The sequence below is a fragment of the uncultured Tateyamaria sp. genome (assembly GCF_947497045.1).
Classification (GTDB): domain Bacteria; phylum Pseudomonadota; class Alphaproteobacteria; order Rhodobacterales; family Rhodobacteraceae; genus Tateyamaria.
In genome coordinates this window covers 535,857-558,721 of sequence record NZ_CANMEU010000001.1, presented here as the reverse complement: position 1 = coordinate 558,721, position 22,865 = coordinate 535,857, and the positions used below count along the sequence as shown (strand labels likewise).

The window sequence follows — 22,865 nt, the reverse complement described above, 5'->3', positions numbered from 1 at the left end:
AGATGAAGCAGGGGGCCATCCCTTGATTGCAATGACGGGCCGAACAGGTCCGATGGAAAGGAGGCTCGCATGAGCCCACTCGACAGAACGCCCCCCGCGTTGCGCGGGCAGGATGGTGAAGGATCCGTGCAGGTCCATCAGGATGAAGGTGCCAAGATCGAAGGGGCCAAGGTCTTTTCCGTTTATGGCAAGGGCGGTATCGGCAAGTCGACAACCTCGTCGAACCTGTCGGCGGCGTTTTCAATGCTGGGCAAGCGCGTGTTGCAGATCGGGTGCGATCCCAAACATGACAGCACCTTCACCCTGACGGGTATGTTGCAGCCCACTGTCATCGACATCCTCAAGGAGGTTGATTTTCACCCCGAAGAGCTGCGCCCCGAGGATTTTGTATCCGAAGGGTTCAATGGCGTGAAATGCGTTGAGGCCGGTGGGCCCCCTGCGGGCACGGGCTGTGGCGGTTATGTGGTCGGGCAGACCGTGAAACTCCTCAAGCAGCATCACTTGCTTGAAGAGACCGACGTGGTGATCTTTGATGTGCTCGGCGATGTGGTCTGCGGTGGTTTTGCGGCTCCGTTGCAGCATGCGGATCGTGCGCTGATCGTCACTGCCAATGATTTTGACAGCATCTATGCGATGAACCGGATCATTGCTGCCGTGCAGGCCAAGTCCAAGAACTACAAGGTGCGTCTGGCGGGTTGTGTTGCGAACCGGTCCAAGGAAACCAATGAGGTGGATCGTTATTGCGATACCGTTGGGTTCCACCGCATCGCGCATATGCCGGACGTGGATGCGATCCGCCGTTCGCGGCTGAAGAAAAAGACGCTGTTCGAGATGGACGATGAGGAAGACATCGTGCGCTGCCGCGCCGAATACATGCGTCTTGCCCAGCTTTTGTACGATGGGACCGAGGGCATGGCCCCGGCCCCAATGGAAGATCGCGATATCTTCGAGTTGCTTGGATTTGATTGATGCCTGCCTATGATCAAACCCGTGCGCGGGTCGAAGACTACTTCGATCGCACCGCGACCAAGACATGGGAGCGTCTGACTTCGGACGCGCCTGTGTCGCGTGTGCGCGAGACGGTGCGGGCTGGTCGGGATCGAATGCGCAAGCTGATGTTGTCGCGCCTGCCCGAAGACCTGCGCGGCGCGCGGGTGCTTGATGCGGGTTGTGGTGCGGGCCCGGCCACGATTGAACTGGCCGAGCGCGGTGCGCAGGTGGTTGCCGTCGATATCTCGCCCCAACTGATCGACATTGCGCGCACGCGCCTGCCAAAGAGCCTGGAGCGTCAGGTTGTGTTTCATGCAGGCGATATGTTCGACCCTGAACTGGGCCAATTCGATGCGATTATCGCGATGGACAGTCTGATTTATTACACCGCTGACGATATCGGCGTGCATCTGGCCGCGTTGGAAAAGCGCACCAGTGGCCCCATCGTCTTTACCGTTGCGCCGCGCACGCCTGCGCTGATGGTGATGTGGTACGCAGGCAAGGCGTTCCCGCGTTCCGATCGCTCACCCGTTATGATCCCGCACGCCCATCCCACGCTGGCCAAGGCCGCCAAGGCTGCGGGTGTGCGTGCTACCTTGCGCCCCGTGGATCGCGTGACCTCGGGCTTTTACATCTCCGAAGCGATGGAGGTGCGTGGATGAGCGGACTGCGCCATCTTACCACGCGGGTTTTGCCCTTTGCCGATGCGGCTTCGGACAATCTGCCGCTTGCGCAATTGCTGCGCCTGTCGCTGTTTCAGGTGTCGGTGGGCATGGCATCGGTGATGCTGCTGGGCACGCTCAACCGGGTGATGATTGTCGAGTTGTCGCTGCCTGCGATGATCGTGGCGTTTATGATCGCGCTGCCTGTGTTGATCGCGCCGTTCCGCGCGCTGCTTGGGTTCCGCTCGGACACCCATACATCTGCAATCGGGTGGAAGCGGGTGCCTTATATCTGGTTCGGCTCTCTGTGGCAGTTCGGTGGTCTTGCCGTCATGCCCTTTGCGCTGCTGGTGCTGGGCGGGGATGTCTATCACGAAGTGCCGTTTGCGGGTGAAATCCTTGCTGCGCTGGCCTTTCTGATGACCGGGTTGGGGCTGCATATGACGCAGACTGCGGGCCTGGCCCTGGCCAGTGATCGCGCAACGGACGAGACGCGGCCGCGTGTCGTAGCCCTGCTGTATGTGATGTTCCTTGTGGGCATGGGTATCTCCGCGCTGATCATCGGTGGGTTGCTGAGCAATTACAGCGATTTGCGCCTGATCCGTGTGGTGCAGGGGGCGGCAGTGGTTGGCATCGCGTTGAACCTGATCGCGCTATGGAAGCAGGAATCCATCCGCCCTTCGACCCGTGAAGAACGCGCGGCCCCGCGCCCCTTGTTCCGCGATGCGTGGAATGACTATGCGCAGGGTGGTCAGGCGGGGCGTCTGTTGGCCTGCGTCTTTATTGGGACAATGGCGTTCAACATGCAGGACGTCTTGTTAGAGCCTTATGGCGGCGAAATTCTGGGCCTGTCCGTGTCGGCCACGACGCTGCTGACCGCGCTTTGGGCGGCGGGTGCCTTGGCTGGATTTGCGTGGGCCGGGCAGCGGCTGGCGCGCGGATCGAACGCCTATCGATTGGCTGGTGGCGGCATTCTCGCGGGTATCTGGGCGTTCAGCCTCGTGATCTTTGCAGCCCCCATGCAGGCGAACGTGCTGTTTTATGCGGGCGCGACGCTGATCGGATTTGGCAGTGGGCTTTTCGCCGTGTCTACTCTGACAGCGGCCATGACCATGCCTTCACGCGGCACCGCGGGTCGAGGCCTTGCGCTTGGCGCATGGGGTGCAGCACAGGCCACCGCCGCCGGCCTCGCCATCGCGCTTGGTGGCACCTTGCGCGACTGGATCGGGGCCATGGCAACGTCAGGCGCATGGGGCGAGGCGCTCAACACGCCCGCCACCGGTTATTCATTTGTTTACCATGCGGAGATCGGCTTGCTCTTCGTCACTCTCGTCATCCTGGGACCGCTTGTGCGCACTTCGGGTCCCCTCACCCAAGCGGAGAAACCACGCGGCCTGGGCCTCGCGGATTTCCCCACATGACCTTGTCCAGGAAAGGAATTTAACATGACTGGCACATTCTTTGGCGAATTCGACCTCGCGTCGCTGTCGCTCTGGCTGTTTTACATCTTCTTTGTGGCGCTGATTATCTACATTCAGCGTGAAAACATGCGTGAGGGCTATCCGCTTGAGGATGACGAGGGCAACAAGTCGGCCAACACCGGGATGTGGCCGCTGCCCGAGGACAAGACCTTTAACCTGCCTCATGGGCGCGGGTCGGTGTCCTTCCCGTCGGGCCAGGCACCCGAACGCGCGGATCTGCCGCTCAAGCGCAGTGGGCCGGGCAATGGCTATCCGTTGGAACCTACGGGCGATCCGATGATCGACGGGGTTGGGCCTGCCTCATGGGCACCCCGCCGCGACGCTCCGGAACTGGACGGCCATGGCCATCCCAAGATCATTCCAATGGCAGCAAATGAGTCTTTCAGCGTGGCCTCGGGGCGGGACCCGCGCGGGCTGCCAGTGATGTCTGGCGACGGCGAGGTTGTGGGCAGAGTGACGGATATGTGGATTGACGAACCTGAACAGCTTGTCCGCTACCTCGAATATACGCTCGACCCCAAATGGGGCACGGGCACCCGGCTTGTGCCGTTGACCTTGGCGCGGATCAAATCCGACAGGGTCAATGTGCGCACGCTCTATGGCAAGCACTTTGGCAGCGTTCCAAAACATGCCAGTGCGACCCAGGTGACCGTTCTCGAAGAAGACAAGATCTGCGGCTACTACGGGGGCGGCGTGCTTTATGCCGATAGTGCCCGTCAGGAACCCAAACTCTGATCTCAATCGCAGAGGTGGGCGGGAACGCCCATCTCACTTTATAAAACCATGACAAGGATGCGCGCCATGTCTCACGATGACTTTGCAGTCGAACCGATCAAGGGGCTTCCCGAACGCCCCCCGGAGGGCGAGGAGATTCTGTGGCAAGGCAGCCCCTCTGTCCCCGCCTTGGCGCGCGAGGCGCTGAACGTGAATTGGGTGATCGGGTATTTCGCCCTGTTGGCCGTGTGGCGGTTCATCACCGTGAGTGATCTGATGCCGCTTGGACAGGCACTTGGGGCGACGGTGCCCATGGTTCTACTGGGTGCGGTCGTGGTCGGCTTGCTGTATCTGATCGCGCTTATTCAGGCGCGCGCGACCGTCTATACGATCACGAATGCGCGCGTTGCGATGCGTATCGGGGCGGCGCTGACGCTCACCCTGAACCTGCCTTACCGCCAACTCGGCAATGCCGGACTCGACCTGCGCAAAAGCGGGACCGGGACCATTGTTCTGGAAACGACGGGCAAGACGAAACTCAGCTATCTGGTGATCTGGCCCCATGCGCGCCCTTGGCGGTTTACCCAACCGCAGCCTGCGCTGCGCTGCATCCCCGACGCCCAAAACGTGGCGACCATTCTGGCAACAGCCGCCGAGGCAAAGATCAGCGTGCCCCAGATCAAACGCACGGCCCCCCTTGCGGCTGTCGCGGCGGAGTGAGGGCAGATGTCTGACACCCACACCGCCCGCATCCACGCCAAGGAAGAGGAACTGGTACCCCGCGTTCTGGTGCGCGCGGTCATGGCGCTGCTGCTGATCATCCTGTCGATGGTCACGATCGCGACGCTGACCAACCGCCCGCTCGAAAGCCAACCGAGCCAAGGCCCCATCCTGACCGAACGCGCGATTTTTCTGTCGGGTGAGGCCAGCGGGGCGGCCCGCGTGCTGGATGCCAACGGTGCGCTGCTGGCGGATTTTCCGGCTGACGAGGGCGGCTTTGTCGCTGGCATCGAACGTGTCATCATCCGTGAACGACAAAAGACCGGGGGCGCCGCCGATGCCCCCATCCTGCTGCGCCTTCGGGCCGGTAATCGCCTGTCCATCTACGACCCCGAAACCGACTGGAGCGCCGAACTGATGGGCTTTGGCGCCGACAATCTCCGCACCTTCGCCAGGTTGCTGGATCAACCCTAGTCAATGGAGGAAGCCACCATGGGACTACTAACAAAGGAATTTGAACGTGCACCCTGCACGGTAGAAATCTCTCACAAATTCGAAAGCCTGCACGCGCATGTGCGGTTCAACAACGGGGCTGTCATACACCCTGGGGACGAAGTGCAGGTCCACGGGCCGGAAATCATGGCACCCTTCGGTGAAATCGTGTCCGAAGACCGCGAAGCGACGATCATCCGTGCCTCGAAACTTGAACAACTCTGGACCCGCCTCACAGGCGATTTCGAGGTCATGGAGCTGTGCGAATTCTCCTTTTCCGAGGAGGTGACGCTATGAACAAGCACACATCCGAAATCACCGACGCCGAAGAGTCGCTGGCACTGCAACAGGCACAGTCCGTCACCGACAGCGATGCTGCCACCGAACTGGCCATGCAGAACACATTGCTTACCCCGCGGTTCTACACCACCGACTTTGACGAGATGGACCGTATTGACGTCACCCCGGTGCGCGCCGAATGGGACGATCTGATCGCGGACATGGTTGCGGACCCCAACAAGGGTCACTTCAAAAAGAACGAAGACTGGGACCACGTCGATTGGGATGGGATGGAGCCGGAGTTGAAAAAGGAATTCCTCGACTTCCTGATTTCATCCTGCACCGCCGAGTTTTCCGGCTGTGTGCTTTATAAAGAGATGAAGCGGCGTGGTTCCAATTCCGACATCACTCAACTGTTTCAGTTGATGGCCCGAGATGAGGCGCGCCATGCGGGCTTTATCAACGATGCGCTGCGCGAGGCGGGTGTGGCCGTGAACCTTGGTTTTCTGACGCAGAAAAAGAAGTACACCTACTTCCGCCCCAAGTTCATCTATTACGCGACCTACCTCAGCGAAAAGATCGGCTATGCCCGTTACATCACGATCTTCCGCCATCTTGAGGCGCACCCCGAACATCGGTTCCACCCGATCTTCAAATGGTTCGAGGAGTGGTGCGGGGACGAGTTCCGTCATGGCGAAGCCTTTGCCCTGCTGATGAAGACTGACCCCAAGCTGACGCGCGGCTTCAACCTGTTCTGGATCAAGTTTTTTCTGACGGCGGTCTATGGCACGATGTATGTGCGCGACCACCAGCGCCCGGCCTTTCACAAGGCGTTGGGTGTTGACCCGGATTGGTACGCGCACGAGGTCTTTACCAAAACCTCGAAGATGACCGAACAGATCTTTCCAATCACGCTTGATATTGATCACCCGCGCTGGCAGCGCAACCTCGAACGGTTGCAAAAGGCCAATGTGGATATGGCCGGGGCGACCGGTTTGAAAAAGATCGGCGCACAGTTGCGCGCCGGTATGGCCTTTGTGGCGTTGTTCACGATTCCGGTGAAAAAGCATCAGGCCCCCGCGTCGGTGCGGTTGGAGCCGGTGTATTGAAACAGCCCACCACATATCTGTTTTCCGGCGTGGATCGTGGCGTTGTGCCCTTTGGGCGCATTGCTGGTCCATGCGCACACATGGCCACGCGGCCTGCGTCGGAAAAGCCTGACGAAAGGGACGTCGGATGAGCCCCTGGATCGCGGCCCTGATTGCGTTGTTCGTCTGGTGGTTTTCCACCGGGACAATCCTGATGGCCGTGAAGTATGCGGATCGCGCAGGCCCCGTGGCGCGGCAGACGACCACGTGGGTTACGCTGCCGCTGATGGCGCTTGGGGCATACGGGGCCTATTGGTCGATGGGGCAGACGGATATCTTTGGCATCTATGTCGCGTTTCTGTCTGCGCTGGCGCTCTGGGGGTGGATCGAATTGGCGTTCCTGACGGGCATCATCACCGGCCCGAACACCAGCGCGTTGCCGCCCCATACCCCCGAGTGGGAACGATTCATTCGCGCTTGGGGCACCGTCGCCTATCACGAGATGTTGCTGGCCGCGACCCTGGCCGCCTTGGCCCTCCTGCTGTGGCAGGCCCCGAACCCATTCGCGTTCTATACCTTTGCGGTGCTGTTCTTTGCGCGTATCTCGGCCAAGCTGAACCTGTTTATGGGCGTGCCCCACATTAACGTGGATTTCCTGCCTGCCGCGCTGGCGCATCTGCCCAGTCATTTTCGCACACGAGGCATGAACTGGCTGTTCCCGATCTCGGTCAGTGCACTGACCTTTGCCGCCGCCTGCTGGCTTGAGCGGCTCTACGGCGCTGAAGCGACCGGGCATGTCACCGGCTTTGCGCTGCTGACTGCGCTCACGGCCCTTGCGGCCCTCGAACACTGGGTGATGGTTCTGCCGATCCCTGATGAACGGCTTTGGCGGTGGATGCTGCCAGCCCAGAAACCAACTGAAAAACAGCACCAACAAGGGGGACATCATGGACTTTGATGTATTGTTCCAAAGCCAGATCGAAGCGCTCAAGGATGAGGGCAACTACCGCATCTTTGCAGAACTTGAACGCCAGTCAGGCGCGTTTCCACGGGCCAAATGCCATGACAAGGATGCCCCGGACGAGGTGACGGTGTGGTGCTCGAACGACTATCTGGGCATGGGGCAGCACGAGAGTGTGACCAAGGCGATGAAGGATGCGGTTGATTCCTATGGTGCAGGCGCGGGGGGGACGCGCAACATTTCGGGCACCAACCATGCGCACAAACTGCTTGAGGCCGAACTGGCCGATCTGCACGGCAAAGACAGCGCGCTGCTGTTCACCTCTGGCTATGTGTCAAACTGGGCGGCGCTTGGCACGCTCGGGTCCCGCCTGCCTGATGCTGTGATCCTTTCGGACGAGTTGAACCACGCTTCCATGATCGAAGGTATTCGCCACTCACGGGCCGCCAAGGTGATCTGGAAACACAACGACCCTGAGGATCTGGATCGCAAGCTTGCGGCCCTGCCGGCCAATGCGCCCAAGATTGTCGCGTTCGAGTCGGTGTACTCAATGGACGGAGACATCTGCCCGATGCGTGAAATCGTTGAGGTCGCGGAAAAACATGGTGCGATGACCTATTTGGATGAGGTGCACGCCGTTGGCCTTTATGGTCCGCGCGGTGGCGGCATTTCCGAACAGGAAGGGCTGGCCGACAGGATCACGCTGATCGAAGGCACGCTTGGCAAGGCCTATGGCGTGGTTGGTGGCTATATCACCGGGTCCGGGGCGATGTGTGATTTCATTCGTTCGTTCTCAAGCGGGTTTATCTTTACGACCGCTTTGCCCCCGGCTGTGGCGGCGGCGGCCCAAACCTCGATCCGGCACCTCAAGCAGTCCGATCAGGAACGCATCCTGCAACGCGAGCGGGTCGCTTACCTGCGCAAGCGGCTGGACCAGGAAGGAATCCCGCACCTGGAAAACCCCAGCCATATCATCCCGGTGATGATCAAGGACCCGGTCAAATGCCGGATGTTGTCGGATTACCTCATGCAGCGCTATGGGATTTACGTCCAACCCATCAACTACCCGACCGTCCCAAAAGGTACCGAACGGCTGCGATTCACGCCCGGGCCCTTGCATACAATTGACGACATAGAACACCTCGTCTTTGCGCTCAAAGACCTGTGGAAACAGTGCGCTATCAGCCATGCGGTCGCCTGATGGGGAAACATAGGCCACAATTCCCGCCCATAGAGCCATCAATTCAAAGTTACTGTTGACTTGAGCGCCAAGCCGCTACGTTCTAGGCCAAGAACTTTGCAAGGAGAGACATATGTTCCGTACCCTAGCCGTTGTCGCCGCAACCGCACTTGCCGCACCCGCCTTTGCTGATGGGCACTCTGTTGACCTGACCGCATCGGGCGATGCCGCAGCCGGTGAAAAAGCATTCCGCCAGTGCATTTCCTGCCACGTCGTTGTGAACGATGAAGGTGAGACACTCGCTGGCAATAAGGCCAAGACTGGTCCGAACCTTTACGGTATCATCGGCCATCGCTTTGGCGTGGTTGAAGGTTTCCGGTACTCCGATATCAACCAGCTTGCATCGGACATGGAAGATATCGTGGTCAACGAAGAGGTCTTTGTCGCCTACGTGCAGGATCCAACCGGTTATCTGCGTGAAGCGACAGGCGATGGTGGCCGCAGCAAGATGACCTACAAGGTCCGCAAGGAAGAGGACGCGATCAACATCTATGCGTATCTGGCGTCCATTTCGCCTGCCGCTGAAGCTGAGTAAGACGTCGCAGGACGCGACACTCGGTCGAAAAGTTGAATAGGGTGGCCGTCGGACGAGTCCGGCGGCCATTTTTTTGTTCTATTCTGTGGATAGCGGACCCGCGTCAACGGGTTGTTATCTATTGGCTGTCACGGTGCCGGACGACGTTGGGCGCATAGGTATGGAGACGACTGTTTGCCAATGCAAAGACCAGGTGCGTTTCGTTTTGTTCCTGCCCTATGGCTTTGGATCGCCGTGACCTGTGCCGCCCTGTTTGGGACGGTGGAAAAAGGTGTGGCGGAAACGGATCGTATCGTAGCCGCCTTTTACCCGCCGCTGATGATCAATGCCTCTTACGACAAGCCGGGGTCAGCCATTGAAATCATACGTGAGGCCGCGCGCCGCGCAGGGCGCGATGTGACGATTGAATTTCTGCCGTTCCAGCGCGCAATGCACTTGGTCAAACAAGGTGAGGCGATAATGCCATCGCTGTTTCGCAATGAGGCGCGCGAGCCTCATTTTACATGGGTGACCCAGATTGATTCGATGCGGCTGCAATTCCTGACGCTCGACCAGCCGTTGAATTCGCTGGTTCAGGCGCGCGAGTTATCCATGATCGGTGTCGAAGCAGGGGCCGCGACGGATGTCTTTCTGACGAAGCAGGGCTTTGATAATATTGTGCGGCTGCCGGGCCCAGAGGCGAGTGCGCAAATGCTACAGGTACGACGCATCGGAGCGTGGTTGTTGCCCGCCGATCTGGCGCAGGACGTGTGGGACCGCCTTGATTTCCCCGAAGAATTGCACACGGGCGCGAGTATACATGAATATGCGATTTATGTCGTTGGCGGCCTGGATTTGTCGCCTGAGATGGCGCGCGACTATCGCCTTGCGCTGCGCAGCATGGAGCGGGACGGTAGCTTGACGGCGATCTTGTTAAAGTACCGCTAGACCATCATTGGCAGGTCGGTTGCATCCGGAACGGCACCCGCCGCCGTCAGCATTGCGTGAATTTGTCCGCGGTGGTGGGTTTGGTGGTTGAACACATGGGCCAAACACGCCGCACGCGGTTTTTCGACACGGATGTCGCCTCCACCGGGATACCATGCAACGCTGCCCTCAAGATCGGGTGGTTGCAAGCTATCGGCCCAAGCGGTGAGTCTGTTGTCCAGATCCGCACGGGCCGCTTTGAAAACCGCCCATTCGGCTGGATCCTTTAGCGAACCTTTGACCCAGACCTCGGGCCGGGCATCGCCTTCGAATCGTGCCAGCCAAAGGGCATCGTCCAGCAAAAGATGATTGAACGTCGCAGTGATCGAGCCAAAGAACGCACCCCGATCCGCGTGGCGTGCCGTCTCACTCAATCCATCAGCAGCGGTGATCAGCGAGGTATTCTGCCACCCATTGTATCGTGCCATCAACCGCAGATGCGCCAGCATGTGCATAGCGTTATCCTTTGCAAGCCAAGATCAAAGTAGCCCAGATCAGACCGAATGCGATTACGCCAAGCACCGCCGCGATAATCGCTTTTGCTGGCAGGGCCACGCCGGATTGGGGGCGGCCTGCGAACACCCGCAGGGTCTGTGCCAATGTTAGTCTGTACCGGCGGCTGATCCAAAATCCCAGCACAAGCGCGCCCATGACAAACAATGCAAACGGTACGGTTCGGGTCTGTTCTGCGCATTCCAAAAGGGTCATGTCGGTGTCGCATTTTGTGCTGCGTTCGCAAACCCAAGGATCAAATTCGCCACTGTGACTGGGTCTTCTTCATGCGCCAAATGCCCCAGGTCGGGCAAGTTGGTGACCCGCGCATCAGGCATGGACTTCGCTGTTGTCAGCGAGACCGTTGGCGACACCGTCGCGTCCTGTTCACCGACGACGAACCGCACTGGCCCTTTGTGATCCGGCAGGGTGCGCAACAGCGGGGCCAGTTTCCACTGCGCCATCATCAGCAATGTTCCGTCGACATGGGCGCGATCCGCAACCAGTCTGCGGTACAGTTCCAACCCTTCGGCGTCCAAAGTGGACCCGGTCGAGCGGATTAATGCCTCGATCCGCTTGGGATTGCCGGATGCGCCTGAAAACAAGCTGGCCGTAAAGGGGACAGCGGCCAACGCCTTGGCCATGATGGGGAAAACGATGCCCGCCAGTCCCGGAAACTCGCCCAAGGCTGCGTTCAATCCGATGACCATCGGGATCTGGTCTGGGGGTGTAAGATCGGGTTGCACAAGCCGCAACGCCACCGCCGCGCCGGCTGAGTGGCCGACGATGGTACGGGGCACCCATCCCTCTCGCATACAAAGTGCCACGATATCCTGCGCCATGCCATCCAGCGTTGAGCGGTGGCGCGCGCCAAGTTGGCTAAACCCGTGACCGGGCAGGTCCAGTGCCACGACGTGATGGTGCTGGCTCAAAGGGGGGATCAGCCTGCGGAAGCTGTGGGCTGACCCCCCCGCACCGTGCAGCAGCAACATCGTGTGACCCTTGCCAGCCTCCTGGACATGCCAACGGTGGACGGGCCCATGAACCCGTCGTGACAGATCGACATTCGGCCAGGATGAGATGTTGGCCCAATCCATGCCTCAGCCATCCAGCGCGGCAGTCACCGCGCCTGTCAGGCGATGTGCGTCCGCGCGTGGCATCGCCACATAGGGTGCATTCAGCGTCTGACCCAAGGCTTGCAGCACGGGTTGGGGGCGATTGGACATGTCGATCACCAACGCAGCGACGCCTTGGGCACGCAGGGCTGTGCCCATATTCGTGGCGTCCTGCGCGGCTTGGACCCGATTTGCGGCCCCGTCCAGCGTGATATTTGCGCGCCCGTCCGTGATCAGGATCACCGTCGGCGTCAGCCCCTTTGAGCGTGACTGCTCGGCCAGAAGCAGTGCGGTTTGCAGCCCAGAAGCCAGTGGTGTTCCGCCGCCGCCCGGTAGGGCCGAAAGCCGCCGTTTGGTCTGCACAAGAGACCGGGTGGGTGGCAGCAAAACCTCTGCTTGTGTGCCTCGGAACGACACCAGCGCGACGTGATCACGGCTGGCATATGCGTCCGCAAGCAGCAACTCGATCGCCCCTTTGGCCTCCCCCAAGCGGGACACCGCGGCAGAGCCGGACGCATCGACGCAAAAGATCAGCAGCCTGTCAGATTGCTCGGCATAGCGTTTCAGCCGGATATCCGTCGGGCGGACCAGTAGCCCAGACCGCTTGGGTTGCTGTTGGCGGCGCAAGGGTTGCCATGGGGCGGCGGTGCGCAGGGTCGCAATCAAGTCGATGCGCGCGGTGCCATCGAGGCGGCCTGAGCGCGATGGCATTGGCCGCCCGCGTCGGTTCGAGGTCCGTTTTTGACCCGCCCCCGCGCCGCCTGACACACGCGTCGTGCCGCAGGGCACCAACCCGTTCAGCAGATCCGGTGGCAGCATCGCTTTGACGGCCTCGATCAGCATATCTGTGTCAGGAAGCGACAGGATGTCGTCGGCCGTGCTTTCACCCTGCCCTTCATCCGTGTCAGGTGGCGGGGGCGGCGGGCTATCTGTGGCATTCTCTGTTTCAGGCACCTGAGTTGCCCGGCTTGGATACACGAGGCTTGCAGCCACCGCCACGTCGCCCTCGGTCAACGCAGTCCGGCCATTCAACCGCGCATGAGCGCGCGCGGCCCTCAATGCCAGCGTTGGTGCACGCAATGATGCGATGCCAAACCGTGCTGCAAGAAGGGTCAGTTGGGTCAGCGCCTCCTCGGTGCCAAGGGCGGTTCGTGCGGTGTCAGACTGTGACGGAGTCTCGGGTTTGCGCCCTTCGGGAGAGATGTGGAATGCAAGGCGGTCTGCCAACGCCTCCGGGGTGCGTTCATCCGCGTCAACGCCCTCATCAAGCGCCAGAATACCGCTTGTTAGAGACTGATCTAGCGCGTTGGCCAGCTTGGCAGCCAAGGCGGGAGGGCACCGCTCCGCCATGGGGATCAGGGCGATACATGGATGTTCGAAAAACCCGGCGCTGTTGGTCACTTGGGCTGATGCGAGCGTGGTGCTCAGGTCGATGCCGCCAAACAACTGATCATCGGAAATGGTGATGGGCAGCCTGCGGACTGCCAACGAGGCGTCAAATTCGGCCAGAAGGGCGTCGCGCGCCGGGCTAGCGCGCATACGGATCACGGCACCGCCAAGGCCTTGTGGGTCGAGGGCCAGCAGGCGCAGCGCAAGCGACGCGTTATGCCAGCTTTCATAGCTCATGCGCGGCGGTGGTGTGCGGGTCGATGTGTCATGCCAGCACCGCCTCCACGGTGCGCACGACGCGCGTCGTGCTGCCAGCCTCATCCAGTGGGTCGCGGCGCAGACGGTGGGAGAGCGCGATCGGGGCAACCGCGCGCAAGTGATCGCGGGTCAACGTCTTGGCCTTGTCAAAGGCGGCCAGCGCGCGGGCCGCACGCAACAGCGTCAGCTCTCCGCGCAAACCGTCGGATCCGAGGGCGATGCACAGCTCAGCGCAGTCTTGCAGGATTGCGTCCGGTGTTTCGATCTGTGGCAACAGCTTGCGGGCGGCAACGATCCTGCGCCGGATTTTGGCGTCTTCCTTTTGATACAGTGCCATAAAGGCGTCGAAATCGGACTCGAACCTGTCGCGCCGCTTGATGACTTCGATCCGTTGGGCCACGTCATTTGGGCTGCGCACTTCAACCGACAGACCAAAGCGATCCAGCAATTGCGGTCGCAGCTCCCCTTCCTCGGGATTGCCGGACCCTACGAGGACAAAGCGGGCAGGGTGACGGATACTGAGTCCCTCACGTTCGACCACGTTCTCGCCGGATTGGGCCACATCTAGCAGCAAATCGACGATGTGATCCTCAAGAAGATTAACCTCGTCAATATAGAGGTAACCGCGATTGGCGCGCGCCAGCAACCCAGCCTCAAATGCCTTTTCACCCCGCGTCAGGGCGCGTTCGATATCAAGCGCGCCGACCACCCGGTCTTCGGTCGCACCGAGGGGCAGGTCAATCACCGGGGTCGGGATTTTGTGGGTCTTTTTCGTCTCTATGTTGGCCCAATCAGGGCAATCGCCGTGACGTTCTGCATTGATCGGACAGCCCATAACAGCGGTGATTGGTGGCAACAATGCAGCCAAGGCTCGCACTGCTGTCGACTTGCCTGTGCCCCGATCCCCGAACACCAGGACGCCACCGATACCGGGATCTATCGCTGTCAGGATCATTGCACGCTTCATATCGGACTGACCGACGATTGCAGAAAACGGAAAGGGGGTCTTGGTCATGTATCGTCCAATTGTCTGAGCGGGCTGGCACCGCCCCATGTGCCCGTGTCGCCAAGAATGACAAAGCGGGCATAGAGTTCTTCGCGAAACCACGCGCCGTCTCTTACCGCCTGAATGGCCGCGGCATGTGGCCCGTTGTGGCGGGCGAATTGTGCCATTTCGGCCACGCCGGGCCAGATCGAAAATGTGACTTGATGCAGCATCGGCACCTCACCGATTCCGATCTTGAAGACGACGTTCTGATCCGAGCCGATCATGGCTGAAATGTCGGGCACGCGACCCCAGAATTTCGCGAGGATGCTTGGTTTGATTGTGGCACGCGTGAGGGCTGCGATAGGGCCAAAATTAGGCTCCAATACGGGAGAAAACGGCGTTTGACCACTCCACGCGCCACGTGCGGAGGTGGGGGACAGGAACACAGTCCAGTCCTCGCTCGCGCGTGCCCGATAGCGGTTGAAGATCGGGATATCTGCAAGCCGCGTGCGCGCTGTGTCCTCATCCGGCCATATGCACAGGATCGCGTAAACGCCTGTGTTAGGCACTGGGGTGAACCCTTCGCCGGTGCCAGATCCGCATAGTTTCCAAAACCCGAGGTCGGGCACCCGCGCCATGGCCAGACGCGCCCCGCCCATCATGGCCAGCGCCCACGCCCGGTCACGCCACCGCTCAAAACGGAAGAAGGAAATTGTGGTTGTCTGGCTCATGTCTTTTGCACTGGTGATGTGCCCACTGGCACCTCATTAAACCTACGACGACAAAACAAATTGTCAACTAAACTGGACACATCTATTGTTCCAGAGAGATGACACGTTTTGATCCCATAGAATCGGAGACCCGTACCGGGAACCGCGCCATCGTGATTGGGGCAGGCCTGGGTGGGCTCGCGTCTGCGATGCGGTTGGGGGCCAAGGGGTACAAGGTCACCGTGATCGACAAGTTGGATGTGCCGGGCGGACGCGGCTCTGCGATTTGGCAGGACGGGCACCGCTTTGATCTGGGCCCTACGATTGTCACGGTGCCCCAACTTTATCGCGAGCTGTGGGCGGCGTGCGGGCGTCGGTTCGAGGACGATGTGGATCTGCGTGCACTGACCCCGTTCTATGAAATCCGCTGGCCGGATGGCACCACCTTTACCGCCCAGCAAGACACCGATGCGATGCGCGCTGAAGTCGCCAAGATCGAGCCGCGCGATGTTGCCGGGTTTGACAACTTTCTGCGCGACTCCGCGAAACGCTACTGGTTTGGGTTCGAAGATCTGGGCCGCCGATCCATGCACAAGTTGTGGGATCTGGTGCGGGTCTTGCCCACCTTCGGAGTGCTGCGCGCGGATCGCTCGGTTTACGCCCATGCGGCAAAGCGGTTTCGCAACGAGAAACTGCGCATGGCCTTTTCGTTTCACCCGCTGTTCATCGGGGGTGATCCGACCCATGTGACCAGTATGTATATCCTTGTCAGCTATCTTGAGAAGGAATTTGGCGTCCATTATGCGATGGGTGGACTGGCCGGGATGGCAGCGCGGATGGCTGAGATTGTCGAAGACCAAGGCGGCGCCTTGCTGATGGATACTGGCGTGGACGAGATCGTGGTTGATGGCGGGCGGGCGCGCGGTGTGCGCCTGAAATCCGGACTTGAGTTGGGCGCGGATGTTGTCGTGTCAAACGCCGATGCCGGCCACACCTACGATCACCTCATGCGCAATGCGCCTCGGAAACGGTGGACACCCGCCCGTCTGAAACGGACCCGGTATTCGATGTCGCTGTTTGTTTGGTATTTTGGGACCAAAGGCACGGGCGATCAGTGGTCCGATGTCGGTCACCACACGATCCTGAACGCGCCCCGCTACAAGGGTTTGCTGAACGACATCTTTATCAAGGGCAAACTCGCGGATGACATGAGCCTTTATGTCCATCGCCCCTCGGTCACCGACCCCAGTGTCGCGCCGGAGGGAGATGACACATTCTATGTGCTCTCGCCCGTACCTCATTTGGGCCATGGCGGTGTGGATTGGTCTGTCGAGGCGGATACCTACAAGGCCAAGATGCTCAAGGTGCTTGAGGATCAGTTGTTGCCAGGGTTGGGCGACAAGATTTCGACCGAAACCGTGTTCACGCCCCAGACTTTCCGGGATCGGTATCTGTCCCCCCATGGGTCCGGGTTTTCGATTGAACCGCGCATTTTGCAGTCGGCCTGGTTCCGCCCGCACAACGTCAGTGAAGAGGTCGAAGGCCTGTATCTGACAGGTGCCGGAACCCATCCCGGTGCAGGCGTACCGGGTGTGATTGCCAGCGCCGATGTCCTCAGCCAGCTTGTCCCGGATGCAGTCAAATGATGGACCCGCACGACTTACAGACCTGTACCGAAGCGATCCGCCATGGTTCGCTGTCCTTTCATGCGGCCTCAAAGCTGTTGCCGAAAAAGGTGCGGGACCCGGCTCTTGCGCTCTATGCGTTTTGCAGGCTTGCCGATGATGAGGTTGATCTGAAGGCAGAAAAGGCCGAAGCCGTTTTGCGGCTGCGCGACCGGTTGGATTTGGTCTATGCCGGGACCCCCAGGAACGCGGCCCCTGATCGTGCGTTCACAGCCGTGGTCGAACAGTTCGATATGCCCCGCGCCTTGCCCGATGCTTTGCTCGAAGGGCTGGCATGGGATGCAGAGGCGCGCACGTACCGGACGCTATCGGGCCTCAAGGACTACTCGGCCCGGGTTGCGTCGGCTGTCGGTGCAATGATGTGCGTGTTGATGGGGGTGCGTGACCGCGATGCCCTTGCCCGAGCCTGTGATCTGGGTGTTGCGATGCAATTGACCAACATCGCGCGCGACGTTGGCGAAGATGCGCTGGAAGGGCGGTTATATCTGCCGACCGACTGGCTGGATGAGGCGGGTATTGCGCACCACGACTTTCTGATGAACCCGCGCCCGACCAAAGCCGTGCGTGCCATGACCAAACGGCTGATCATCGAGGCGAACCGGCTTTACTACCGATCCGAGGCGGGCCTTGGCGCGTTGCCGCGTGCCAGTCGTCCCGGAATCTATGCGGCGCGTTATATCTATGCCGGTATTGGCGGCCAGTTGAACGCGATGGGCTATGACAGCATCACCGTGCGTGCCCGCACCTCCAAGCGCCAAAAGGTCGGCTGGCTTGCGCAATCCATGTTGATGAGTGGGGTGAGTATGGTCGTGCCTCGCTCGCCCGTGCTGTTTGCCAAGCCGCTGCCCGAGGTCCAGTTTCTGGTCGATGCGACCGCAGTGGGGGCCACGACCCCGCGCAGTGACAGCATGTTCGATGCCCTTGCCGCCCTTGAGGCCAAACGCAAATCAGAGCGCGCCGCACTGATTGGCGCGCGCGTCCGGGCGATGTGACCGTGATGTTCTGGTTGCTGTTTTTCATCTTTTTCGCGGCCTGCCTTGGGGCTGGGCTGACCGGTGGTCTGTTTCCACCGGGACCGTGGTATCGCGCGCTGAACAAGCCATCATGGACGCCGCCGGATTGGGTTTTTCCTGTGACCTGGACGGTTCTGTATATCTGCATGGCGTGGGCCGGTGCCCGGGCGGGCATGGCCCCCGACAACGGGATCGCGATGGCGTTCTGGGCGATGCAGATCGCGTTCAACGGGTTGTGGACCCCGGTGTTCTTCGGGCTGCGCAATATCCGTCTGGGCATGGCGATCATCGGGGTGCTTTGGATCACCGTCTTCAGCGCAATGCTTGCACTGTGGCAGGTCGATACCCTCGCGGGGTGGCTCTTTGTGCCTTATCTGGTGTGGGTCACCATTGCGGCTGCCTTGAATGCGTCGGTCTGGAACCTGAACCGGGAAGAAGCGGCGGCACCTCTGAAATCTCAAGGCTGAGGTATTGTGTCAGCGTCGGAACGAGGGGCCAGCCCCTCGCGCTCCCCGAGGTATTTTTGGCGAAAGGAAGATCAGGAGAACGTCCAATTGGGGCGTCTGGGCACCCGAACAGCCAGCATCGGTTTTAGCAGGGGTGAGCGGAAGCGTTTGAGGTCAAGTGCCTCATGCACCCCGGTTGTGGCCACTCCGTCAAGTGTTGTTTGCACGGCCGAGCGCGAGTAAAATGGCGCATCCAGCATGTTTTGTATTTGCCGTGCGTTGGATCCTGCATCCCCGCGTGTTTCCCGTTTGACGGCCCAGAGCGAGCGCCGCATGGGTGCTTTCGGGGGTAGGGGTATTGATCGCGCATCGCCTGTGCTGTCAAAGCGGAACGCAGCGGCCAGTTCCGATCCATCCAGCCGGGTGGCGTCATAAAAACAGGTTGCACCATCACCTGTCGGATAGCGGCCCCATGTCCAATAGCTGAAGTCTTCTTCCAACGCGCGGGTGCCGAAATTGGCGTCGAAATAACCTTCGCCCTCCCATTGCCAGCCTTTGCGGTCGATATCGACCGTGATCCGGGACCGCGGCGCAAAGGGGCGCCAGATATGTGCGCCGTCTTCCGTAAGTGGCAGTTCGACTTGTGTCAGCGCACTGGGTGTGATGGTGATCTGGCCTTTGATCCTGTTGATCATCGGGTGAGATGATATTTCATTGACATCGATGATCAGTTCGCCGTTGCTCCACCGCATGCAGGATGGACCGACCTCGAGCCGGGATGCGGTCTGGCGCAGGGCGGATTCGCCGCGATCTGTCATGGTGAACCGCCCGCCCGGGCCATAGGTCGCCACATTGATACAGACATGGTTTTGCGGGTTCTTGCGGCCGGACCAGCGATACCAGGGCGAAAACACCGACCCGATGAACCCGATCACCGAGACGGCGCGCGTGCCGCAATCGCTCAGGCCGTCGACATACCACCACGCGTAGCCGTTTGGCCCAACCTGAATGTTGAAGTTTGGTCGCTCAAGATCGCCGCGACCGCGTGCTTGGCGGAGAGGGTCGCCATCGGCACCCCCGCCCCGGGATGTGTCCCGCCCCCGGCAAGGTAAAGATTGGGGATCGCCGTGCGGGCGGTCGGGCGTTGCAGGGCGGCTGTCAGCCCGTGCGGGCTTTGCCCGTAAAGCGCGCCCTGACTTGCCGGGAACATCTGCGCGAAGTCCTGTGCTGTCGTCACGGATTGTGTCGTCGGGGTCGGGCTGAAAGTCATACCTTGTTGTGCCATCTGGCGCGTGATCTGATGAAGCCATTGGGTGATGTCCTCGGGTGTTTTGGATGTGCCAACCGTTGCTGGGGCGTTTGTGATGATCTCAAAGCGCTCGGTGGCGGGAGGGGCTGTTTTCTGCCCCCTGTCGAGCGCGCAAATGTAGAAACTGGGATGGCGCGGAATGTGTCCGGCCATCAGATCGTCGAATTCTTCCGTTGGCTGATCGCTGAAGAATACGTTGTGATGGGCGAGGTCCGGCCCCTTTGGCGTCGCTGCAAAGCTGAGAACGCGCGCCGAAAAACTTCGTTTCGCTTTGAACGTCTGCGTTGCGATATGTTCGGTGCTGGCCCCAAGCGTTCCGGTGGCCAATGCGCGAGGATCGCCCGCATGGACAACCACGTCGCAGGCCAGCCGTGTTCCGTCTTGCAGGTGCACCGCAGCCGCGCGCTCGTTTTGCATCTCGATCCGATCCACATGGGCGTTGGTTCGGACCTCGGTGCCGTGCGTTTGCAGCAAGGTCGCCAGCGCCTGTGTCAGCTTGTGCATCCCGCCTTTGACAACCCAGACCCCCGCCGCCTCTGCCTGCCAGATCAGTGACAAGATGGCGGGTGCGTGCGTCGGACTGCCGCCCACATAGGTGGCATATCGCCCAAAGAGTTGACGCAGCCGTGGGTCATCAAAGCTGGACCTGAGTAGCGATTGCAGCGTCGACAGGGGGGCCATAGCCGGGATCAGCTGCGGATGTTTCAGCACATGCGCGGTGAGTGTAGCGAGCCGCGGTTCGGCGGCCTGCATCATCGGGCCATCAAAGGCCGCAAACAAATGCTCGGCCCGGGCGCAAAAGGCGCGAAATTGTTGTGCCGCCCGTGCACCTGCAAACTGACGCACCGCTTCTGTGCTTTGGCCGCGGTCCGCAAACAGATCAAGCATGCTGCCGTCCGGCCAAAAGTGGCGGGCCAGCGTCTTTTGCCGGATCAGGGTGACGTGATCGTCCAGCCGCGCACCAAGTGTGGCGAACAGATCATCAAACACATGGCGCATTGTCAGAACCGTAGGCCCTGCATCTATCGGTCCTGCTGCGGACGGCACTGTGCGGATTTTACCCCCGACTGTTTCGTGCCGTTCCAGTAGCGTCACGTCATACCCGGCCGCACGCAGCCGGGCCGCGCAGGCCAGGCCCGCGATACCGGCACCGACAATGACGGCGTGTTCAGATGGTGAGGTGGCAGAGATAGATGCCCCTTTCGCGCGTGCTTCAGCAGCGTTGCCAAGATGGCCTGATTGTTGACTCATGCATGCAATGTGTCCAGTATGATTTACACTTTAGTGTCTCACTTACGTGACATTATCCGGTTTTAGGAGCGAACTGCATGGGCCTCAACACACGTATCGAAGCCGCAATCGCAGAGGCTGTGGCCGTGGGACAGGGGGCCGGACGCGCCACGCCGCCCCGTCTGGCCAGCGCGCTGGAATATGCCACTGCGCCGGGTGGTGCCCGCATTCGTCCCACAATCTTGATGTCCGTGGCAATGGCCTGTGGGGATGACCGACCGCGGGTCTCCAACGCTGCTGCCTCTGCGCTTGAGATGATCCACTGCGCCAGTCTGGTCCATGATGATCTGCCCTGTTTCGACGACGCAGATATGCGTCGCGGCAAGCCGAGCGTGCACAAGGCATATTCGGAACCGCTTGCGGTTTTGACGGGGGACAGCCTGATCGTTCTGGCCTTTGAGATTTTGGCACGCGAGGCGCATCTGGCTCCTGAGCGGGTTGCTCAACTGATTATCACGCTCTCACAGCGCACTGGCATGCCAGGTGGGATTTGCGCGGGCCAAGGGTGGGAGAGCGAGGCTGAGATTGATTTGCGCGCCTACCATCAGGCCAAGACCGGGGCGCTGTTCATTGCGGCCACTCAGATGGGTGCCATTGCGGCGGGTCAAGATGCAGAACCCTGGTTCGAGCTTGGCGACCGGATTGGTGAGGCATTTCAGGTCGCCGATGATCTGCGCGATGCCCTTTATGACGCTGAAACCCTTGGCAAGCCTGCGGGTCAGGACGATCTGCATGGCCGCCCAAATGCAGTTACCCAGCTTGGGGTGCAAGGGGCGATTTCGCGGCTCAAGGATATCCTGAGTGGGGCGATTGCATCCATTCCTGCCTGCCCCGGTGAGGCCCAACTGGCCGAAATGGTGCGCATGTATGCCGAGCGTCTGACGCCTGTGGTCGCGCCAACCCACGTGCCGGGTGAGTGATGTCTGAGGCTGCTGATCCGCCGACGTGGCGTGGTGGCTGGCTGAATCGGCTGGTCGCTCGCCCCGGTTTTCAAAGTTGGGCCAGCAAATTCCCCCTGACCAGACGTCGTGCCCGCTCTGACGGTGCGGCCTTGTTCGACGTGGTGCAGGGATTTGTTCAGTCCCAGGTGTTGATGGCGCTGGTTGAGCTGGATATCTTCCGTCGTTTGCGCGCAGGTCCACAAAGTGCCGAGACGCTTGGGCGCGCATGTGATGTGCCTGCCGACCGGATGCAAATCCTGTTGCAGGCGGGTGCGGCCCTTGGGTTGCTCAAACGCAAGCGGGGCACCTTTGCGCTTGCCCGAAAGGGGGCTGCGTTAATGGGCGTGCCGGGGCTTGAGGCGATGATCCGGCACCACAAGGCGTTTTATGATGACCTGCGTGATCCGGTTGCGCTTTTGCGCGGCCCGGAGGAAACGCAGTTGTCCCAGTTCTGGCCGTATGTCTTTGGCGGTGACGTGCCCGCGCGTGAGGCAGGGATTTACTCTGACCTGATGGCGCAGTCTCAACGGCTTGTGGCCGAAGACACGCTGCGGGCGGTGTCCCTGAAAGGGGTGCGCCACCTGCTGGATGTGGGTGGAGGAACCGGGGCGTTCCTTGAAGCCGCCGGACAGGCCGCTCCACAGATAGAGATGACACTGTTCGATCTGCCCTCCGTTGTGCCCGATGCGCAGACCCGTTTCGACAGGGTTGGCATGACGGACCGCGTGCGAATCGTGCCCGGTAGTTTCCACACTGATTCGCTGCCCGCGGGTGCGGATGCGGTGTCTTTGATTCGGGTCCTTTACGATCATTCGGACGATACGGTGCGCGCCTTGTTGGCTGCTGTTTTCGATGCCCTCCCTCCCGGTGGGCGCTTGATCGTGTCCGAGCCGATGGGCGGCGGTGCCCGCCCGGATCGCGCGGGGGATGTGTATTTCGCGTTCTACACCATGGCGATGCAAACAGGGCGTGCCCGGTCTGCCGCTGATGTCGAGGCGCTCTTGGGCGAGGCGGGGTTCACCCAAATTCACAGCCCGCCGCCAGCACGCGCCTATGTGACCCGAACTCTGACCGCGCGGCGTCCAGACTGATTCGCCCAGA

Annotated in this window: 25 protein-coding genes; 17 read left to right on the top strand and 8 right to left on the bottom strand. The window is 60.5% G+C overall.

The features are described from left to right. Positions 1-69 precede the first annotated feature (69 nt). The 12 genes from bchL to Q0859_RS02925 all read left to right on the top strand — a co-directional run bounded on the left by bchL (position 70) and on the right by Q0859_RS02925 (position 10,089). Positions 70-969: a ferredoxin:protochlorophyllide reductase (ATP-dependent) iron-sulfur ATP-binding protein gene (gene bchL / locus Q0859_RS02980; RefSeq protein ID WP_299147407.1), complete on the top strand. Its 900-nt coding sequence runs from the start codon at positions 70-72 to the stop codon at positions 967-969. After that, complete coding sequence (bchM, locus tag Q0859_RS02975; RefSeq protein ID WP_299147406.1) at positions 969-1,652, top strand: magnesium protoporphyrin IX methyltransferase; 684 nt, start codon at positions 969-971, stop codon at positions 1,650-1,652. The genes bchL and bchM overlap by 1 nt, the downstream gene beginning before the upstream one ends. Continuing rightward, the gene (locus Q0859_RS02970) at positions 1,649-3,073 is read left to right on the top strand and encodes a PucC family protein (protein WP_299147405.1); all 1,425 of its coding nucleotides are present in this window, start codon (positions 1,649-1,651) and stop codon (positions 3,071-3,073) included. Before bchM ends, Q0859_RS02970 begins: the two co-directional genes overlap by 4 nt. Before the next feature lie 24 nt (positions 3,074-3,097). Then, positions 3,098-3,868, top strand: coding sequence for a photosynthetic reaction center subunit H (gene puhA / locus Q0859_RS02965; protein ID WP_299147404.1), 771 nt, complete (start codon positions 3,098-3,100; stop codon positions 3,866-3,868). Positions 3,869-3,934: 66 nt separating this feature from the next. Beyond that, a complete protein-coding gene (puhB, locus tag Q0859_RS02960; protein WP_299147403.1) occupies positions 3,935-4,567 on the top strand; it encodes a photosynthetic complex putative assembly protein PuhB in 633 nt (210 codons plus the stop codon). A gap of 6 nt (positions 4,568-4,573) precedes the next feature. Further along, positions 4,574-5,041, top strand: coding sequence for a photosynthetic complex assembly protein PuhC (gene puhC / locus Q0859_RS02955; RefSeq protein ID WP_299147402.1), 468 nt, complete (start codon positions 4,574-4,576; stop codon positions 5,039-5,041). Between the two features lie 18 nt (positions 5,042-5,059). Continuing rightward, complete coding sequence (locus tag Q0859_RS02950; protein WP_299147401.1) at positions 5,060-5,356, top strand: hypothetical protein; 297 nt, start codon at positions 5,060-5,062, stop codon at positions 5,354-5,356. Further along, a complete protein-coding gene (acsF, locus tag Q0859_RS02945; protein WP_299147400.1) occupies positions 5,353-6,447 on the top strand; it encodes a magnesium-protoporphyrin IX monomethyl ester (oxidative) cyclase in 1,095 nt (364 codons plus the stop codon). Before Q0859_RS02950 ends, acsF begins: the two co-directional genes overlap by 4 nt. Positions 6,448-6,574: 127 nt before the next feature. Beyond that, on the top strand, positions 6,575-7,384 hold the full coding sequence (gene puhE, locus Q0859_RS02940; RefSeq protein WP_299147399.1) for a putative photosynthetic complex assembly protein PuhE: 810 nt from the start codon (positions 6,575-6,577) through the stop codon (positions 7,382-7,384). Next, positions 7,374-8,588 carry a 5-aminolevulinate synthase gene (gene hemA, locus Q0859_RS02935; protein WP_299147398.1) on the top strand — a complete coding sequence of 405 codons (1,215 nt, stop codon included), beginning with the start codon at positions 7,374-7,376 and terminating at the stop codon, positions 8,586-8,588. Before puhE ends, hemA begins: the two co-directional genes overlap by 11 nt. Positions 8,589-8,700: 112 nt before the next feature. Beyond that, the gene (locus tag Q0859_RS02930; RefSeq protein WP_299147397.1) at positions 8,701-9,162 is read left to right on the top strand and encodes a c-type cytochrome; all 462 of its coding nucleotides are present in this window, start codon (positions 8,701-8,703) and stop codon (positions 9,160-9,162) included. 234 nt (positions 9,163-9,396) lie between these two features. Then, positions 9,397-10,089 carry a transporter substrate-binding domain-containing protein gene (locus tag Q0859_RS02925; RefSeq protein WP_299147396.1) on the top strand — a complete coding sequence of 231 codons (693 nt, stop codon included), beginning with the start codon at positions 9,397-9,399 and terminating at the stop codon, positions 10,087-10,089. Here Q0859_RS02925 and Q0859_RS02920 read toward each other — a convergent pair. Genes Q0859_RS02920 through crtA form a run of 6 tightly spaced genes read right to left on the bottom strand, consistent with a single transcriptional unit; the run spans position 10,086 to position 15,101 of the window. Then, positions 10,086-10,577: a DinB family protein gene (locus Q0859_RS02920; protein WP_299147395.1), complete on the bottom strand. Its 492-nt coding sequence runs from the start codon at positions 10,575-10,577 to the stop codon at positions 10,086-10,088. The two genes, Q0859_RS02925 and Q0859_RS02920, sit on opposite strands and share 4 nt — an antisense overlap. A 10-nt stretch (positions 10,578-10,587) precedes the next feature. Beyond that, entirely contained in the window at positions 10,588-10,836 is a 249-nt protein-coding gene (locus Q0859_RS02915; RefSeq protein ID WP_299147394.1) for a hypothetical protein, read from the bottom strand. Next, positions 10,833-11,717, bottom strand: coding sequence for an alpha/beta fold hydrolase BchO (bchO, locus tag Q0859_RS02910; protein ID WP_299147393.1), 885 nt, complete (start codon positions 11,715-11,717; stop codon positions 10,833-10,835). The genes Q0859_RS02915 and bchO overlap by 4 nt, the downstream gene beginning before the upstream one ends. A 3-nt stretch (positions 11,718-11,720) precedes the next feature. Then, the gene (locus Q0859_RS02905) at positions 11,721-13,361 is read right to left on the bottom strand and encodes a magnesium chelatase subunit D (protein WP_299147392.1); all 1,641 of its coding nucleotides are present in this window, start codon (positions 13,359-13,361) and stop codon (positions 11,721-11,723) included. Between the two features lie 28 nt (positions 13,362-13,389). Next, the gene (gene bchI, locus Q0859_RS02900; RefSeq protein WP_299147391.1) at positions 13,390-14,397 is read right to left on the bottom strand and encodes a magnesium chelatase ATPase subunit I; all 1,008 of its coding nucleotides are present in this window, start codon (positions 14,395-14,397) and stop codon (positions 13,390-13,392) included. Continuing rightward, the gene (gene crtA / locus Q0859_RS02895; RefSeq protein ID WP_299147390.1) at positions 14,394-15,101 is read right to left on the bottom strand and encodes a spheroidene monooxygenase; all 708 of its coding nucleotides are present in this window, start codon (positions 15,099-15,101) and stop codon (positions 14,394-14,396) included. Before crtA ends, bchI begins: the two co-directional genes overlap by 4 nt. 98 nt (positions 15,102-15,199) lie before the next feature. Here crtA and Q0859_RS02890 point away from each other — a divergent pair, with 98 nt between their 5' ends. Genes Q0859_RS02890 through Q0859_RS02880 form a run of 3 tightly spaced genes read left to right on the top strand, consistent with a single transcriptional unit; the run spans position 15,200 to position 18,245 of the window. Continuing rightward, positions 15,200-16,726, top strand: a complete 1,527-nt coding sequence (locus Q0859_RS02890; protein ID WP_299147389.1) for a phytoene desaturase — start codon at positions 15,200-15,202, stop codon at positions 16,724-16,726. Further along, the gene (gene crtB, locus Q0859_RS02885; RefSeq protein WP_299147388.1) at positions 16,723-17,757 is read left to right on the top strand and encodes a 15-cis-phytoene synthase; all 1,035 of its coding nucleotides are present in this window, start codon (positions 16,723-16,725) and stop codon (positions 17,755-17,757) included. Before Q0859_RS02890 ends, crtB begins: the two co-directional genes overlap by 4 nt. A 5-nt stretch (positions 17,758-17,762) precedes the next feature. Then, positions 17,763-18,245: a TspO/MBR family protein gene (locus tag Q0859_RS02880; RefSeq protein ID WP_299147387.1), complete on the top strand. Its 483-nt coding sequence runs from the start codon at positions 17,763-17,765 to the stop codon at positions 18,243-18,245. Positions 18,246-18,316: 71 nt separating this feature from the next. On the opposite strand, the gene crtC is transcribed toward Q0859_RS02880, so the two are convergent. Further along, a complete protein-coding gene (crtC, locus tag Q0859_RS02875) occupies positions 18,317-19,189 on the bottom strand; it encodes a carotenoid 1,2-hydratase (RefSeq protein ID WP_299147517.1) in 873 nt (290 codons plus the stop codon). After that, positions 19,186-20,784, bottom strand: coding sequence for a 1-hydroxycarotenoid 3,4-desaturase CrtD (gene crtD / locus Q0859_RS02870; RefSeq protein ID WP_299147386.1), 1,599 nt, complete (start codon positions 20,782-20,784; stop codon positions 19,186-19,188). The genes crtC and crtD overlap by 4 nt, the downstream gene beginning before the upstream one ends. A 77-nt stretch (positions 20,785-20,861) precedes the next feature. Here crtD and Q0859_RS02865 point away from each other — a divergent pair, with 77 nt between their 5' ends. Both Q0859_RS02865 and Q0859_RS02860 read left to right on the top strand, forming a co-directional pair. Further along, a complete protein-coding gene (locus tag Q0859_RS02865) occupies positions 20,862-21,743 on the top strand; it encodes a polyprenyl synthetase family protein (protein WP_299147385.1) in 882 nt (293 codons plus the stop codon). Then, a complete protein-coding gene (locus Q0859_RS02860) occupies positions 21,743-22,855 on the top strand; it encodes a methyltransferase (protein WP_299147384.1) in 1,113 nt (370 codons plus the stop codon). The genes Q0859_RS02865 and Q0859_RS02860 overlap by 1 nt, the downstream gene beginning before the upstream one ends. The last annotated feature ends 10 nt before the right edge of the window (positions 22,856-22,865 follow it).

Excerpts from the sequence above, each read along its gene's own strand:
- Q0859_RS02860 (WP_299147384.1), top strand. The coding sequence starts at position 21,743 with ATGTCTGAGGCTGCTGATCCGCCGACGTGGCGTGGTGGCTGGCTGAAT.
- bchO (WP_299147393.1), bottom strand. The coding sequence starts at position 11,717 with ATGGATTGGGCCAACATCTCATCCTGGCCGAATGTCGATCTGTCACGA.
- crtD (WP_299147386.1), bottom strand. The coding sequence starts at position 20,784 with ATGAGTCAACAATCAGGCCATCTTGGCAACGCTGCTGAAGCACGCGCG.
- bchL (WP_299147407.1), top strand. The coding sequence starts at position 70 with ATGAGCCCACTCGACAGAACGCCCCCCGCGTTGCGCGGGCAGGATGGT.
- Q0859_RS02950 (WP_299147401.1), top strand. The coding sequence starts at position 5,060 with ATGGGACTACTAACAAAGGAATTTGAACGTGCACCCTGCACGGTAGAA.
- Q0859_RS02865 (WP_299147385.1), top strand. The coding sequence starts at position 20,862 with ATGGGCCTCAACACACGTATCGAAGCCGCAATCGCAGAGGCTGTGGCC.
- Q0859_RS02880 (WP_299147387.1), top strand. The coding sequence starts at position 17,763 with ATGTTCTGGTTGCTGTTTTTCATCTTTTTCGCGGCCTGCCTTGGGGCT.
- acsF (WP_299147400.1), top strand. The coding sequence starts at position 5,353 with ATGAACAAGCACACATCCGAAATCACCGACGCCGAAGAGTCGCTGGCA.
- bchI (WP_299147391.1), bottom strand. The coding sequence starts at position 14,397 with ATGACCAAGACCCCCTTTCCGTTTTCTGCAATCGTCGGTCAGTCCGAT.
- bchM (WP_299147406.1), top strand. The coding sequence starts at position 969 with ATGCCTGCCTATGATCAAACCCGTGCGCGGGTCGAAGACTACTTCGAT.
- Q0859_RS02890 (WP_299147389.1), top strand. The coding sequence starts at position 15,200 with ATGACACGTTTTGATCCCATAGAATCGGAGACCCGTACCGGGAACCGC.
- crtA (WP_299147390.1), bottom strand. The coding sequence starts at position 15,101 with ATGAGCCAGACAACCACAATTTCCTTCTTCCGTTTTGAGCGGTGGCGT.
- Q0859_RS02905 (WP_299147392.1), bottom strand. The coding sequence starts at position 13,361 with ATGAGCTATGAAAGCTGGCATAACGCGTCGCTTGCGCTGCGCCTGCTG.
- puhE (WP_299147399.1), top strand. The coding sequence starts at position 6,575 with ATGAGCCCCTGGATCGCGGCCCTGATTGCGTTGTTCGTCTGGTGGTTT.
- Q0859_RS02920 (WP_299147395.1), bottom strand. The coding sequence starts at position 10,577 with ATGCTGGCGCATCTGCGGTTGATGGCACGATACAATGGGTGGCAGAAT.
- hemA (WP_299147398.1), top strand. The coding sequence starts at position 7,374 with ATGGACTTTGATGTATTGTTCCAAAGCCAGATCGAAGCGCTCAAGGAT.
- puhA (WP_299147404.1), top strand. The coding sequence starts at position 3,098 with ATGACTGGCACATTCTTTGGCGAATTCGACCTCGCGTCGCTGTCGCTC.
- Q0859_RS02915 (WP_299147394.1), bottom strand. The coding sequence starts at position 10,836 with ATGACCCTTTTGGAATGCGCAGAACAGACCCGAACCGTACCGTTTGCA.
- crtB (WP_299147388.1), top strand. The coding sequence starts at position 16,723 with ATGATGGACCCGCACGACTTACAGACCTGTACCGAAGCGATCCGCCAT.
- Q0859_RS02930 (WP_299147397.1), top strand. The coding sequence starts at position 8,701 with ATGTTCCGTACCCTAGCCGTTGTCGCCGCAACCGCACTTGCCGCACCC.
- puhB (WP_299147403.1), top strand. The coding sequence starts at position 3,935 with ATGTCTCACGATGACTTTGCAGTCGAACCGATCAAGGGGCTTCCCGAA.
- puhC (WP_299147402.1), top strand. The coding sequence starts at position 4,574 with ATGTCTGACACCCACACCGCCCGCATCCACGCCAAGGAAGAGGAACTG.
- Q0859_RS02970 (WP_299147405.1), top strand. The coding sequence starts at position 1,649 with ATGAGCGGACTGCGCCATCTTACCACGCGGGTTTTGCCCTTTGCCGAT.